The 14214-nt window shown below is 43.4% G+C and carries 16 protein-coding genes; 12 read left to right on the forward strand and 4 right to left on the reverse strand.

Annotated elements, in window-relative coordinates:
- The first annotated feature begins 9 nt into the window (after positions 1-9).
- Entirely contained in the window at positions 10-972 is a 963-nt protein-coding gene (locus H8B19_RS08595) for a putative metalloprotease CJM1_0395 family protein (RefSeq protein ID WP_186506387.1), read from the forward strand.
- 22 nt (positions 973-994) lie between these two features.
- Here the strand turns inward: H8B19_RS08595 and H8B19_RS08600 are convergent, their stop codons facing one another.
- Positions 995-3322, reverse strand: coding sequence for a Tex family protein (locus tag H8B19_RS08600; RefSeq protein ID WP_186506388.1), 2328 nt, complete (start codon positions 3320-3322; stop codon positions 995-997).
- A 110-nt stretch (positions 3323-3432) separates the two neighbouring features.
- On the opposite strand from H8B19_RS08600, the gene greB reads away from it, so the two are divergent.
- Positions 3433-3909, forward strand: coding sequence for a transcription elongation factor GreB (greB, locus tag H8B19_RS08605; RefSeq protein WP_186506389.1), 477 nt, complete (start codon positions 3433-3435; stop codon positions 3907-3909).
- Between the two features lie 245 nt (positions 3910-4154).
- On the opposite strand, the gene fkpA is transcribed toward greB, so the two are convergent.
- Positions 4155-4931, reverse strand: coding sequence for an FKBP-type peptidyl-prolyl cis-trans isomerase (gene fkpA, locus H8B19_RS08610; RefSeq protein WP_186506390.1), 777 nt, complete (start codon positions 4929-4931; stop codon positions 4155-4157).
- Between the two features lie 246 nt (positions 4932-5177).
- Here fkpA and H8B19_RS08615 point away from each other — a divergent pair, with 246 nt between their 5' ends.
- Genes H8B19_RS08615 through H8B19_RS08625 form a run of 3 tightly spaced genes read left to right on the forward strand, consistent with a single transcriptional unit; the run spans position 5178 to position 7305 of the window.
- Complete coding sequence (locus H8B19_RS08615) at positions 5178-6161, forward strand: WD40 repeat domain-containing protein (RefSeq protein WP_186506391.1); 984 nt, start codon at positions 5178-5180, stop codon at positions 6159-6161.
- A complete protein-coding gene (locus H8B19_RS08620) occupies positions 6154-6366 on the forward strand; it encodes a SlyX family protein (protein WP_186506392.1) in 213 nt (70 codons plus the stop codon). The genes H8B19_RS08615 and H8B19_RS08620 overlap by 8 nt, the downstream gene beginning before the upstream one ends.
- A gap of 27 nt (positions 6367-6393) precedes the next feature.
- Entirely contained in the window at positions 6394-7305 is a 912-nt protein-coding gene (locus tag H8B19_RS08625) for a formate/nitrite transporter family protein (protein WP_186506393.1), read from the forward strand.
- Between the two features lie 19 nt (positions 7306-7324).
- On the opposite strand, the gene H8B19_RS08630 is transcribed toward H8B19_RS08625, so the two are convergent.
- On the reverse strand, positions 7325-7528 hold the full coding sequence (locus H8B19_RS08630) for a YheV family putative zinc ribbon protein (RefSeq protein ID WP_186506394.1): 204 nt from the start codon (positions 7526-7528) through the stop codon (positions 7325-7327).
- A 94-nt stretch (positions 7529-7622) separates the two neighbouring features.
- Here H8B19_RS08630 and H8B19_RS08635 point away from each other — a divergent pair, with 94 nt between their 5' ends.
- The 3 genes from H8B19_RS08635 to H8B19_RS08645 all read left to right on the forward strand — a co-directional run bounded on the left by H8B19_RS08635 (position 7623) and on the right by H8B19_RS08645 (position 11042).
- Entirely contained in the window at positions 7623-9539 is a 1917-nt protein-coding gene (locus H8B19_RS08635) for an ATP-binding cassette domain-containing protein (RefSeq protein WP_186506395.1), read from the forward strand.
- A complete protein-coding gene (locus H8B19_RS08640; RefSeq protein ID WP_186506396.1) occupies positions 9520-9963 on the forward strand; it encodes a TIGR02444 family protein in 444 nt (147 codons plus the stop codon). Before H8B19_RS08635 ends, H8B19_RS08640 begins: the two co-directional genes overlap by 20 nt.
- An 83-nt stretch (positions 9964-10046) precedes the next feature.
- Positions 10047-11042, forward strand: coding sequence for a hydrolase (locus tag H8B19_RS08645; protein WP_186506397.1), 996 nt, complete (start codon positions 10047-10049; stop codon positions 11040-11042).
- A gap of 10 nt (positions 11043-11052) precedes the next feature.
- Here the strand turns inward: H8B19_RS08645 and H8B19_RS08650 are convergent, their stop codons facing one another.
- On the reverse strand, positions 11053-11319 hold the full coding sequence (locus H8B19_RS08650) for a CBU_0592 family membrane protein (protein ID WP_186506398.1): 267 nt from the start codon (positions 11317-11319) through the stop codon (positions 11053-11055).
- An 88-nt stretch (positions 11320-11407) separates the two neighbouring features.
- On the opposite strand from H8B19_RS08650, the gene H8B19_RS08655 reads away from it, so the two are divergent.
- From H8B19_RS08655 to accC, 4 genes are all read left to right on the forward strand, one after another.
- The gene (locus H8B19_RS08655) at positions 11408-11635 is read left to right on the forward strand and encodes a YheU family protein (protein ID WP_186506399.1); all 228 of its coding nucleotides are present in this window, start codon (positions 11408-11410) and stop codon (positions 11633-11635) included.
- A 203-nt stretch (positions 11636-11838) separates the two neighbouring features.
- Positions 11839-12279: a type II 3-dehydroquinate dehydratase gene (gene aroQ, locus H8B19_RS08660; RefSeq protein WP_186506400.1), complete on the forward strand. Its 441-nt coding sequence runs from the start codon at positions 11839-11841 to the stop codon at positions 12277-12279.
- Positions 12280-12291: 12 nt separating this feature from the next.
- Entirely contained in the window at positions 12292-12744 is a 453-nt protein-coding gene (gene accB / locus H8B19_RS08665; protein ID WP_186506401.1) for an acetyl-CoA carboxylase biotin carboxyl carrier protein, read from the forward strand.
- Positions 12745-12756: 12 nt separating this feature from the next.
- Positions 12757-14118, forward strand: a complete 1362-nt coding sequence (gene accC / locus H8B19_RS08670) for an acetyl-CoA carboxylase biotin carboxylase subunit (RefSeq protein ID WP_186506402.1) — start codon at positions 12757-12759, stop codon at positions 14116-14118.
- Positions 14119-14214 lie beyond the last annotated feature (96 nt).

Below are 14214 nucleotides of genomic sequence, written 5' to 3' on the forward strand. Positions count from 1 at the left end.
TTATTCATTATGAATATTTTGCCGGCTTTCCCAACCAACTTGTCTTTCACGACAACCAACTTCAATACGGAGTCGGCTCGCCGTGAAAACCAGTTGCGTGAGACCATACCGGCATTAACACAACCTGATGACTCGGCTGCGGAAAAAGGTGTATTTACTGACAATGACAGACTACGTCAGCCTGCAACACAAACAACGCAAAACCCGACTTATGACAAACCGTCAGCCAATCAGCAACCATCTTCTGCCGAACAATCCATCGATCAGGATAATGCAGATGATCCAAGTGCTGGCAAACAAAATGCTGAAGACAAACAAAAACAGCAGGCAGAAGAAGGCAAAATTGAAGAGCTCAAGCAACGGGATGTAGAAGTTCGCAATCACGAACAAGCACATGCCAGAGCAGGCGGACAGCACGCCAGTGCCCCCAATTACGAGTTTGAATCTGGCCCTGATGGTAAACGTTATGCGGTAGAAGGGGAGGTATCGATTGATATTTCCGAAGAATCTTCTCCGGAAGAAACTTTACGCAAAATGCAGCAAGTACAATCCGCTGCTCTGGCGCCGGTAGAACCTTCGCCCAAAGACCTGCAAGTGGCTGCAGAAGCCAATCAAAAAGCCAGTGAAGCACGCGCGGAAATTGCGCAGCAACGCAGTAAAGAAACCAGCAGCAGTTTTGATCAGGTTTTTGGTGAAGGCGATAACAAAACTCAGCAAGGCCCGGAACTGGAAGATATTGTACAAGGTGCGGGTGTTGATTCAGTCAGACGTTCTTTACAAGAAGATGACCCTGTTGCACAAGCCAGTGGTAACGAAGTCTCTCTGGAAAGTGCTAACAATAGTCACACAGAGCGCTATAAAAATTTGATCAATCAACGCGATGCCGGTATCAATCAGCGGGCGTTGAGAATTACCGATCACTATCTACAAACGTCGCAGGTTGCTGAACACCAAATTGAATTAAGTGCATAAAAAGGCCGCAATAGCGGCCTTTTTATTTACGTGTTTTGGCATTAGCGAATGCATCTGCAAATGCGTTACCCATAGCTGCATTTGCTGGCGCTTTATCAGAACGCGAATTATTAGAGGTATTGCGCGGCGCATTACGTGACGACTTGGCAGCAGGTTTGGCTGATTTTGCAGGAGCCGCAGGCACATCATCATTCAAACGCATGGTTAACGAAATACGTTTACGTGGAGCATCGACCTCCAGCACTTTCACTTTAACAATATCACCCGCTTTAACCACCTCACGTGGATCAGAAATAAACTTGTTGGTCAGTGCAGAAATATGCACTAAGCCATCCTGATGCACACCCACATCAACAAAGGCGCCAAAGTTTGCAACGTTTGTTACCACACCTTCCAGCGTCATACCCACTTTTAAATCTGCCAGGGTTTCAACGCCTTCTTTAAAGGTTGCCGTTTTAAATTCGGGACGAGGATCACGGCCCGGCTTGTCCAGCTCTTTGATAATATCTGTGATGGTTGGTACACCAAAATGATCGTCAACAAACTGTTCAGGGCTTAGCTGTTTTAACAACTGGGTATTACCAATCAGATCGTTTACCGCACTCGACGTAGCTTGCACAATACGGGTGACAACAGGATAGGCTTCTGGGTGTACCGCTGAACTATCCAGTGGATTACTGCCATTCATCACTCGCAGGAAACCGGCACATTGTTCATAGGCCTTTGGCCCTAAACGGTCAACCTTAAGCAATTGATCACGGCTGGCAAACGCACCATTGCTATCACGGAACTGAACAATATTATTTGCCAGTGTTTTGTTAAGACCTGATACATGGGTTAATAACGCTGCGGACGCGGTATTTAAATCAACGCCGACTGCGTTTACGCAATCTTCAATCACTGCATCCAGACTTTTGCCCAACAAACTCTGACTAACATCATGCTGATACTGGCCAACACCGATGGCTTTAGGTTCAATTTTTACCAATTCTGCTAATGGATCCTGCAAACGACGTGCAATAGAGACGGCACCACGCAGGGATACATCCATATCCGGAAATTCTTTTGCTGCCAGTTCCGATGCAGAATACACAGAGGCGCCGGCTTCACTGACCATAATTTTGCTCAAACCCAGTTCCGGATTCGCTTTCATTAATTCAGCAACCAGTTTGTCGGTTTCACGACTACCGGTGCCATTGCCAATACTCACAAGTTTTACTTTGTATTGCTGACAGATGTGAGCCAGTGAACGAACCGATTTATCCCAGTGGTTTTGCGGTGCATGAGGGTAAATAGTGCTGGTTGTTAACACTTTGCCCGTTTCATCAACCACGGCAACTTTTACCCCGGTACGTAAACCAGGATCAAGTCCCATAGTGACTTTGGCACCGGCAGGGGCTGCCATCAGCAAATCATTTAAGTTTTTCGCGAAGACCTGAATGGCTTCAGCTTCCGCATTTTCACGCAGTGTGCCAAACAACTCGTTTTCCATATGCAGCAGGATTTTGACTTTCCATGTCCACTGCACGACTGATTGCAGCCATTTGTCTGCAGCACGATTAGAAAAATTCAGATTAAAGTGCTGAGCGATAATTTGTTCACAGTAAGACGATTTAACCTCTTCACCTGCCGCAGGGCCAGCAACAAGGCTTACCTGCAACATGCCTTCGTTACGACCTCTGAACATAGCTAACGCGCGGTGTGACGGCGTTTTCAACAGCTTTTCGCTGTGCTCAAAATAATCAGCGAACTTAGCACCAGCTTGCTCTTGTCCCGGTGCAACTTTACTGCTGATATGCGCATTTTCTGCCAGATAACGGCGAATTTTTTGCAACAGCTCTGCATTTTCAGCAAAACGTTCCATTAAAATAAATTTAGCCCCATCTAACACCGCTTTAGTATCTGCAAAACCAGCCTCAGCGTTAATGAAATCATTGGCTTGTTGTTCCGGATCCAAATCCGGATTATTAAACAATGCATCAGCTAAGGGTTCTAAACCAGCCTCTATTGCTATCTGGCCTTTAGTACGACGTTTCGGTTTGTAGGGTAAATACAAATCTTCCAGCTCAGTTTTACTCTCAACTTTCGCAATTTTATCTGCCAGTTCAGGGGTAAGTTTTTCCTGTTCTTTTATAGATTTAAGGATAACATTGCGACGATCTTCAAGATCACGCAAATATTGCAAGCGCTGCTCCAACGTTCTTAACTGTGTATCGTCTAAACCTTGTGTCACTTCTTTACGATAACGTGCAATAAAGGGAACCGTTGCCCCTTCATCAAGCAGGTCGATTGCCGCCTGTACTTGTTTGGAAGTAACCTGAAGTTCGTTTGCGATAATATTGGTAATCATGAAAAGCTCTTACTGGCGGATTGAATTGTCAGAATTGAAGGCATATATATGGGCTTGCGCCGCATATTACCAGTAAAACACAGGTCAAAAAGTATTTTTTACGAGATTGTATGAAAAGAACCAATTACATCACCCGCGCAGGTTGGGAAAAACTCGAGCTGGAATTACGTTACCTGTGGAAAGAAAAACGCCCACAAGTGACCAAATCGGTACAGGAAGCGGCAGCACAAGGCGACCGCTCGGAAAATGCAGAATATATCTATGGCAAAAAACAACTGCGTGAAATAGACAGACGCGTACGTTTTCTTACCAAAAGACTGGATGAGCTGACTGTTATTTATCCGTCACCTCAACAACAAGGCAGGGTATTTTTTGGGGCTTATGTAACCTTATTAGATGAACAGGATGTGGCTGTTGAATACCAGATTGTTGGCCCTGATGAATTAGATACCAAAAACAATAAGATTAGTATCGATTCTCCCACAGCCCGGGCATTAATCGGTAAAAGTGTGGATGATGAAGTCGCCGTTAATACTCCATCTGGCATGATTTATTATTTGGTTAGCGCAATAAATTATAAAAGCTAACAGTGCATGCATCCCTTATTAACTATACTTAGTTATGTGGATAACATTGTTCAAAGAAGCAATGAAAAAGGCATGAGAGGAGAGCTTTGCAATTACTCAATGTACTTACCTTCACCGGGAAACCGGCATTTTCATTCCGTATAACGGAATACATATATCGAGGAATAGGGTCGGCATGGAGATAGCCGAACACAAAAAAGCCGGGTTAATCCCCGGCTTTATTTTTAGCTAAACGAAACAATGCATTAGTCGGCAGAAGGTGCCTCTTCTGGCGTTTCAATGCTCAGTAATTCCACATCAAAAATTAATGTAGAGTTTGGCGTGATTTTACCCGTACTGCGGCTGCCGTAAGCTAAGTTTGCAGGAATGTAGAAACGGTACGTCGACCCGACATTCATCAATTGCAAACCTTCAGTCCAACCTGAGATAACCCGATTTAAAGGGAAAACGGCAGGTTGGTTACGTGAATAAGACGAATCAAACTCAGTGCCATCAATTAAGGTACCACGGTAGTGAACTTTAACAGTGTCTTCGGCTTTAGGCTTAGGACCATCACCTTGTTTAACCACTTCATATTGCAGACCTGAATCTGTCACTTTTACACCGTCTTTTTTAGCATTTTCTGCTAAGAAGGCTTCACCTGCTTTTTGGTTTTCAGCACTTTGTGCTTCGGTTTTTTCTGCTTGTTTCTTGCTGACTAATTCACGCAAGGCGGTAATTTGTTCCTGAATTTGTTCAGGTGTTAATACCGATTTATCCTTGGCTGCAGCCACAACTCCCTGAATGACCAACTCACGGTCCAGATTTATACCGGTTTCTTCCTGTAAGCTAAGTTGTTGATTTAAATATTGCCCTAAAGACGCGCCTAATGCATAAGCTTGCTTGTCGCTATCATTTTTAAACTCTGCTGCTTTCTGCTCTGCAGGTACCAGTTCTTTTTTCTCTGTATCAGTACTTTCCTGCTGACAGGCGAATAAGCCCAATGATGAAATTAGCAGTAATGCAACGGATTTATACTTCATGAATTTCTCCAAATTGATGTCAATCTCTCAGTTGGTTTCACTCATCACAATAAATGAGTACGTCCTTTTGATTGCACCCATATAATAAAAAGGGTTACCGTTTATCTATATCTGTGACCATATTATCTATCACAGTTTCAATACCTTAGGCACATACTCAGCAATGCTTTACGGGTTGTTATAATAACTGAATGATAAATATGAGGGGCTAATACTAAACTGCCCCAGTCAAAAGAGAAACCAATTATGTTGCAGTTTTTGCGCTTAGGCTTGATTTTACTACTGACAGGATGCTCATTCCTTGAGTCAAAACCGTTAAGCCGCGACTTACACAGTCCGGGTGGTTCGTTGGCTGCAGCCATATCCAGTGATGGCTCTGTTAGTGTAGTATCAGGCGCATCTCAGGATGTCAGTGTATGGGATTTATCTACCGGCAAGAAACGCTTTCACTGGCGACATCAAGGCGGCGCGACCAACCTGGTAGTAAGTCTGGATATTTCCTATGACAACAGTTATGTCGTCACCTCAGATCGTGAAGCCTTTGGATTATGGAATTTACAAACTGGCGAGCCTGAGGGGTTGTGGCGCATAGATGAATCCTCGATTCGCGATATTGCTGTCGCAGATAATGGACGGGGAATTCTGGTAGGGCGAGGTAATGGTAAAGTAATGTTTTTTGAACCTCAAACCGGACGTAGGCTGGAGTTTTTAGGGCACAGCGAAAAAATCAATAGTGTGGCACTGTCTCCAAATGGTCATTACGCTCTGACAGGAAGTAACGACTATGTCGCATATCTGTGGGATACTCGGACAGGTCAGGTTATCTATAGTTTTACCCACCCAAGCAGAGTAACAAAAGTCGCGCTGGATCCGGAAGGCCGCTATGCCTTTACCGCAGATAGCCAAAAGTTAGCGAGAATATGGGACATTAAAACAGGCAAAGAAATTAGCAACCTACACTATTTTGAAAGACAAAAAATATTTAGCAGTGCACGCTTTTCCAAAGATGGGCGATACTTATTAACCGGCTCTCCAGCACGTCGTATTGATCTTTGGCAAGTTTCTTCAGGTAAGAACCTGCAGGAGTGGCGCGTTGCACCGAAGGAAGGCCCTGCACCGCAAAGTGCAGTGGTTTATGCGGTAGGTTTTTTAGCGGATAATAACGTGATATCAGAAAGCAGTAGTGGGCTGGCTGAAGTGTGGCCACTGGAGAATCACTTAAATGAATAATTATGATGAACAATTTGAGCAACTCGAAACCAAAATCGCTTTTCAGGAGCATACTATTGAATTGCTAAATGAAGCGCTTACCAGTCAACAACAACAATTAGAAAAAGCTCAATACCAAATCGCATATTTACTGGATAAAGTAAAAAGTATGCAAGGCTCGAATTTAGCCAGTGATACACAGGAAACACCACCTCCTCACTATTAATTTTTTATTGTTGGAAAAGGAAATGCCATGCAGGAATCAAAATCTCAACTTATCTCCAGTTCTGGTGACCCTTTAACCAGTGATAAAGAAACAGGCCGCTCGATTGAACGCAAACAGGAAAACAACGAGTTTGTTTCGGTTATTGTTAAACGTACCGATGAAACCTTCCGTCATCCCGACGACATTCTTGAGAAAGCCATTCACGAGGGTAAAGAACAACTAGAACGCCCGAGTGTATCTTTGCTGTTATCTGCCGTGGCTGCTGGCATGATTTTATGTTTTAGTGTTCTGGCGGTTGCAGTGATGGCCAGCCTGATTCCTGACATCAGCCAGGGATTAAACAAAGTACTGATAGCACTGGTTTATCCGTTAGGATTTGTTCTTTGTATTTTAAGTCGAACACAGCTTTTTACCGAGCATACAGCTACAGCCGTATATCCGGTGCTTGATGGTAAATCAGATGCCAAACGACTTCTGCGATTATGGGGCATAGTGGTCGCAGGTAATATGTTGGGTGGGCTCGCCAGTGCCGGCTTACTAAATGTGGCAGAGGATGTAATCAATGCCAGCCGGGGTTATGCAATTCTGGCGGATCATTTAATGCACTTTCCACCTACCACGCTCTTTGTCAGCGCGGTACTGGCCGGTTGGCTTATGGCACTGGGTGCATGGATTGTTTTATCAACCTACTCAACACTTAGCCAGATAGTAAGCATTTACATTGTAACATTTATTATTGGTCTGGGTGGCCTGCATCATTCCATCGCAGGTTCAATTGAATTGTTTGCCGCTTATTTTATTAGCGATAGCATTCATTTTATGCAGCTCATTCCGGTAATCATAACAGTACTGGCGGGTAATCTGGTAGGCGGAAGTGTGTTTGTTGCGGTTTTAAACTATGGCCATATTCGCCATAGTCAGCGTAAATCCAAACCTTAAACCCAACCATGAGCAGGTATTAAGGTTTAAATACACCGATAACCTGCTCTTGCTCACGACTGGCTTTTTTGACCTGCTCCTGAGGCTGACTTTCATGATAACCACACTGAACACATTCCAGCTGTTCAATGTTATCCTGAAAAAATAACATAATGCTGTCCTGAGCCTTGCATTTCGGGCATACCGCACCAGCGATAAAGCGTTTTTTAATTCGGTTTGACATTCTATTGCACTAATCCCATTTAAAACATCCAAACATGGTTGTTTGGTCCATAAGGGACAGGGATAATACCTTAAATTTGTATATTGAGCGAAACATGATCCAGTTTTCCAACGTTACTCTGATGCGTGGCCCCAAAATTTTATTTAACGATGCCAATGCCAGAATCTATCCGCAGCACAAAGTGGGATTAATTGGTGCAAATGGTGCGGGTAAATCGAGTTTATTTGCATTATTGCAGGGGAAACTTCAAACAGACCAGGGGGATATGAGCTATCCAACAGACTGGCAATTAGCCAGCGTAGCGCAGGAAACCCCGACAGTTAACCGCAGTGCGATAGAATATGTACTGGATGGCGATACCCATTTCCGCGCATTACAAAATCAATTACAACAGGCTGAGCAACAAGCAGATGGTGAAAAAATAGCGGTATTGCATGGTCAACTGCAGGATGCGGGTGCTTACGATATCGAAGCGCGTGCTGCTTCAATATTACATGGTTTGAGCTTTGCTCCAGAACAAGTTCATCAACCGGTCAGCTCATTTTCTGGAGGCTGGCGTATGCGCCTAAACCTGGCGCAAGCACTAATTTGCCGTTCAGATTTGTTATTACTCGACGAGCCGACCAACCACCTCGATTTAGATGCAGTGATTTGGCTGGAAAAATGGTTACAGCGCTACGACGGCACCTTAATTTTAATTTCGCACGATAAGGAATTTCTCGATAACTGCGTTGGGCAGATCCTAAGCATTGAGCAAAATCAGCTTATCGCTTACACCGGCGGTTACAGTGCCTATGAAACTCAGCGTGCGGAAAGATTACGACTGCAACAAATTAACTATGAAAAACAGCAAGATAAAATTGCTCACCTGCAATCTTTTGTCGATCGCTTTGGTGCCAAAGCCAGCAAGGCCAAACAAGCACAAAGCCGGGTAAAACAAATTGAAAAAATGCAGCTACTGATGCCTGCCCATCAGGATAGCCAGTTTTCTTTTGAGTTTCCGCCTCCACCCAAAATGCCTAATCCGCTAGTGAGTATGGAGCAGGTGCAAGTGGGTTATGATGATAAAGTCATATTGCAAAAGTTGCAGCTCAATCTGGTACCTGGCAGCCGCATTGGCTTACTGGGTAGAAATGGTGCGGGTAAATCGACTCTAATAAAATTACTAGCGGGTGAAAAATCACCGATGCAAGGTACCTATACCACATCGTCAGGGTTACAAATTGGTTACTTTGCCCAGCATCAGCTGGAATACTTACAGGGCGAGCAGTCTGCACTTGATCATTTAGTCCGTCTGGATAAAAAAGCCACCGAACAAAGCCTGAGAAATTTTCTGGGCGGATTTGGTTTTATTGGTGATGCAGCACTTGATCCAGTTGCGCCAATGTCTGGCGGTGAAAAAGCCCGCCTGGTATTAGCGTTGCTGGTCTATCAGAAACCAAACTTATTGTTACTCGATGAACCAACCAACCACTTAGATTTAGATATGCGCCACGCATTAAATCTTGCCCTGCAAGGCTTTGAAGGCGCGATGGTACTGGTCTCGCACGACCGATTTTTACTCTCCTCTGTGTGTGATGACTTTTATCTGGTCAGCGATGGGCAGGTGCAGCCCTTTAAAGGCGATCTGGATGATTACCGTCAGTTTTTGTTTCAACAAAGCGACAAAACATCGGCCAAAAGCGACTCACCAGTTAAACCTGCACTCGATCGTAAACTGGTAAAAAGGCTTGAAGCCGAATTCAGGCAAGCTACCAGGACACTGCGCAGTGATATCGATAAACATGAAAAACTGATGAGCCAGTTTCAGGATGAACTGAATCAAATCGAAACGCTGTTAGCAGATACCAGTTTGTACGAACCGGAACAAAAGCAAAAACTCACTGAATTACTGCAACAGCAAACCAAAGCGAAACAAGGTATGGAACAAAGCGAGTTGCACTGGCTGGATTTGCAGGAAACTCTGGAACAAAAGCAGCAGGAATTTGAACATGAACTGGCAAGCCAGTGAGTTCTGGCAATTTAGTCTGGATTGTTACCAACAGAAGCAACATCAATTTTTACAGCTTCAGGATAACTTTAACTTAAACGTAAATTTGTTACTGTTTGCTAAATTTGCAGATAAACAGAATAGATTGCTCACTGTTACTCAATGGCAACAAATTATTGTTAGCATTGAGCAATCAAATCAGATAATTCAGCAACATCGTAAAACCCGGCGTTTAGCCAGAAACAACAATTCGTCGCTTTATAAAAAATTACTGGAGCAGGAATTACAGCTGGAGCAGAATCAGCAACAGCAGATAATTAACACAGTTAATAACCTACAAATAATGACAGAAATCAAACCAAACAATGCAGGTCCATACTGTATTGCGGCTGGTATTGACGTAACACCGCCATTAGTTGAACGTTTCCATCAGTTAAACAACTGAAAAAGGTCGTATATCTGTTAAAGTTATTTCAACGTAAACTAAATGATAGATAAAAAGAGCCCATCAAAAAAGATCTATAAATAATGACTGAGCCTCAACAGGGAAAAATTGTTAAAAGTGCTTTCAAACCCGCTTGGTGGGCACGCAACCGGCATATTCAAACAATATGGCCCCGATATTTACAAAAACGCAGATTAGTACAGTTAACCAACCAACGTATCGAACTCGAAGATGGTGATTTTGTTGATTTAAGCTGGGCACCAAAACCGCATAACTGCAGGGGTATTGCGGTTCTGTTTCATGGACTTGAAGGTTCAGCCCGCTCTCATTATGCCAATGATATGCTGGCTGTGATGGCTGATAATGGCTGGCACGCTGTTATGATGCACTTTCGTGGTTGCAGCAATGAAGAAAATCGCTTAGCCCGAGCCTACCATTCTGGTGATACTGCAGATGCCTGGCAGGTTGTCACTCAGCTAAAACGCAATTCACATGATTTACCTATTGTCGCAATAGGTTTTTCACTTGGCGCCAATATGTTGCTTAAGTTACTTGGTGAGAAACCACAGCAAAATATCATTGATGCTGCTGTGTGTATCTCACCACCGTTTCAATTAGGTAAATGCTCAGATGCAGTAAACCAAGGGTTTTCCAGACTTTATCAGCACTACCTGCTGGCCAGCATGCAAAAGAAACTGGTGCAAAAAATGAGCAAAATGGATTTTAGTCATTCACTTGCAGTAAACGTCGATGATGTTATGAAACTAAACAGTTTCCGTGAGTTTGATGATGCAATTACGTCCAGACTGCATGGTTTTAGCGATGCAGACGATTATTATCTCAAGTGCAGCGCCATTGCGTATACCCGACATATCACCACTCCAACTCTGGTAATTCATTCGCTGGATGATCCCTTTATGAGCCGTGACATAGTGCCGCAAGCGGGCGATTTGTCACCAACAGTTACTATCGAGCTAAGTGAACAGGGCGGGCATGTGGGATTTATGCAGGGGCTCCCCTGGAAACCCCAAATTTGGTTACACCAGAGAGTACCCGCTTTCTTAAACCAGTTCGCCTGAAAGAATATGCTTAGTTCCTGGATTTCGCCCGATACTTGCGAATAAAATAACTGCTAATGCCATACAAACTGATCGCAATCCAGAATAATTCAATAACGACGGATGCCAGATTAAAATTGAAGTACAACGAAATCAGCAGCAGTATGGCACCTGTTAAATTAGTTAAAGAATAGGGCAGTTTTTTGCTATCCATCTTACCTAGCTGCAACAAAAAATAACTTAAAACAATTAAGCTGACGCCAATATTGCCCACGACATCATGCCAATAAATTTGCATACTCATTCCTGTAAAATTAAAGGGCGCGCATAATACCACTATTAGCCGAAGATCCTACGTTAAAGCGTAAAAAACATAGAGAGTGTAAATGATAATTCCAATGGAACAGATTGAAGCTGACACCTTAGATAATTTAATACAGGCCTTTGTTCTCAGAGAAGGAACAGATTACGGAGAAACTGAATATTCAATGCAGGAAAAAGTCGCACAAGTAAAACAACAGCTAATTAACAAACAAGCGGTAATTGTATATTCAGAATTGCATGAATCCGTAGATATTGTGCCAGCCGACCAATTTCCTCTACCCAGTGAATAAACAGCAACCAGAGAAAAAACGTAAAATATCGGTAAACTTCGCTGATTAGACCAGTAAATTGCTGCGATTTATAAACTTGTGTCTATAATGGGCTTAAGATTACGATCAACTGTACATTTTTTGCCCAACAAAATACCTAAAACTCGTAATTACGATAAAAATGCGCAAAAATGCAATTTTACTGACAAGATCGATACAATATTGTGAAAGTTTTATTAGTGAATGGTCCCAACTTAAATATGTTGGGCAAACGCGAACCACACATATATGGTAGCCAAACGCTGGAGCAGATTGTTAATCAATTGCAAACCAGAGCGCAGTCTATGCATATTCAACTGCAACACGTGCAATCAAATGCTGAGCATGTGCTGATCGATACCATTCATGCATCACTGGATTCAGTGGACTTTATTATTATCAATCCCGGTGCATTTACCCATACCAGTGTCGCCCTGCGTGATGCGCTGTTAAGTGTAAATATTCCTTTTATAGAAGTGCATTTATCTAATGTTCATAGCCGCGAACCTTTCCGCCAACATTCCTATTTGTCTGATAAGGCTATAGGTGTGATTTGTGGTTTAGGTTCAAGTGGCTATGACTATGCATTAATGTCCGCCAAACAATATTTAGAAAAAGCCAAGTAAAGAGAGAGTTTCATGGATATTCGTAAAATTAAAAAATTAATTGAATTGGTTGAAGAATCAGGCATTTCAGAATTGGAAATCACTGAAGGTGAAGAGTCTGTACGCATCCATCGCGGTGGTTCTGTTGCAGCCGCTCCAGTTCAATATGCGGCTCCGCCAGCACCAGCACCTGTGGCAGCGGCCCCGGCAGCACCAGCTCCTGTGGCGGAAGAAGCATCTAATGAGCTTTCAGGTCACGTTGTGCGCTCACCAATGGTAGGAACCTTTTATACGTCTTCGTCCCCGGGTGCAAAAGCTTTTGTGGAAGTAGGTCAGCAGGTAAAAGTAGGTGATCCTCTTTGCATCGTTGAGGCGATGAAAATGATGAACCAAATCGAAGCAGACAAAGCCGGAACAGTGACCAAAATTCTGTGTAACAATCAGGATCCCGTCGAGTTTGACCAACCTCTGTTCGTCATCGAATAAAAGGTAAACAAGATGCTGGATAAAGTATTAATAGCAAACCGCGGTGAGATTGCTCTGCGTGTTTTACGTGCCTGTAAAGAATTGGGCATTAAAACCGTGGCAGTACACTCTACAGCGGATAGACATCTTAAACACGTGTTGCTAGCTGACGAATCTATTTGTATTGGTCCGGCTTCAGCAACGGAGAGTTATCTTAATATACCTGCGATTATTGCTGCAGCCGAAGTCACTAACTCTATTGCAATTCACCCGGGTTATGGTTTTTTAGCTGAAAATGCTGACTTTGCCGATATGGTTGAAAAAAGTGGTTTTGTATTTGTTGGTCCTAAAGCCGATACAATTCGCCTGATGGGTGACAAGGTTTCAGCCATAAAAGCAATGAAAAAAGCAGGTGTACCTTGTGTACCAGGATCTGATGGTCCTTTAGGTGGTGACGCTGATACCAATAAAGCCATAGCAAAACGTATTGGATATCCAATTATCGTTAAAGCGTCAGGCGGCGGTGGTGGTCGTGGTATGCGTGTAGTGCGCAGCGAAGCTGAGCTTATTTCTTCAATTGAAATGACTCAGGCCGAAGCAGGAGCAGCTTTCGGTAACAGCATGGTTTACATGGAAAAGTTCCTTGAAAATCCTCGCCACGTTGAAATTCAGGTACTGGCAGATGGTCAGGGCAAAGCGATCCATTTAGGTGAACGTGACTGCTCGATGCAACGCCGCCACCAAAAAGTAGTAGAAGAAGCCCCGGCCCCAGGTATTACCGCAGAGATGCGCGAAAAAATTGGTGCTCGTTGCTGTCAGGCATGTATTGAAATCGGCTATCGCGGCGCAGGCACATTTGAGTTCTTGTACGAAAATGGTGAGTTCTACTTTATCGAAATGAATACCCGTATTCAGGTAGAGCATCCGGTATCAGAGTTAATTACAAGTGTGGATTTAATCAAGGAGCAATTGCGTGTAGCTGCCGGATTACCGCTTTCTGTAGAGCAATCACAAATTCAAATCCGTGGTCATGCAATTGAATGTCGTATCAATGCTGAAGATCCAGATACTTTCATCCCATCACCAGGCAAAATTAATATGTTCCACCCACCTGGCGGTTTGGGTGTGCGTTGGGATTCTCATATTTATGCTGGTTATACGGTACCACCCAACTATGATTCGATGATTGGTAAACTTATTACTTATGGTGAAAGCCGCGACGTAGCAATAGCACGTATGCGTTTAGCATTGGAAGAACTCGTCATCGAAGGCATTAAAACCAATGTACCTTTGCAGCGTAAAATAATGGCAGATGAGAACTTCAGAAACGGTGGAACTAATATCCACTATCTTGAAAAGAAACTAAATATGTTGACCCGTCCTAAGATAGGTTGACAGTTTTTAGGCCAGCTCAAGTAGCTGGCCTTTTCTATTATGCACCTGATTAGGTGTTTGCATATCTAAACTCAGGTGCGGCCTCATTTCATTGTA

It is taken from the genome of Neptunicella marina (genome assembly GCF_014270035.1).
GTDB classification, from domain to species: domain Bacteria; phylum Pseudomonadota; class Gammaproteobacteria; order Enterobacterales; family Alteromonadaceae; genus Neptunicella; species Neptunicella marina.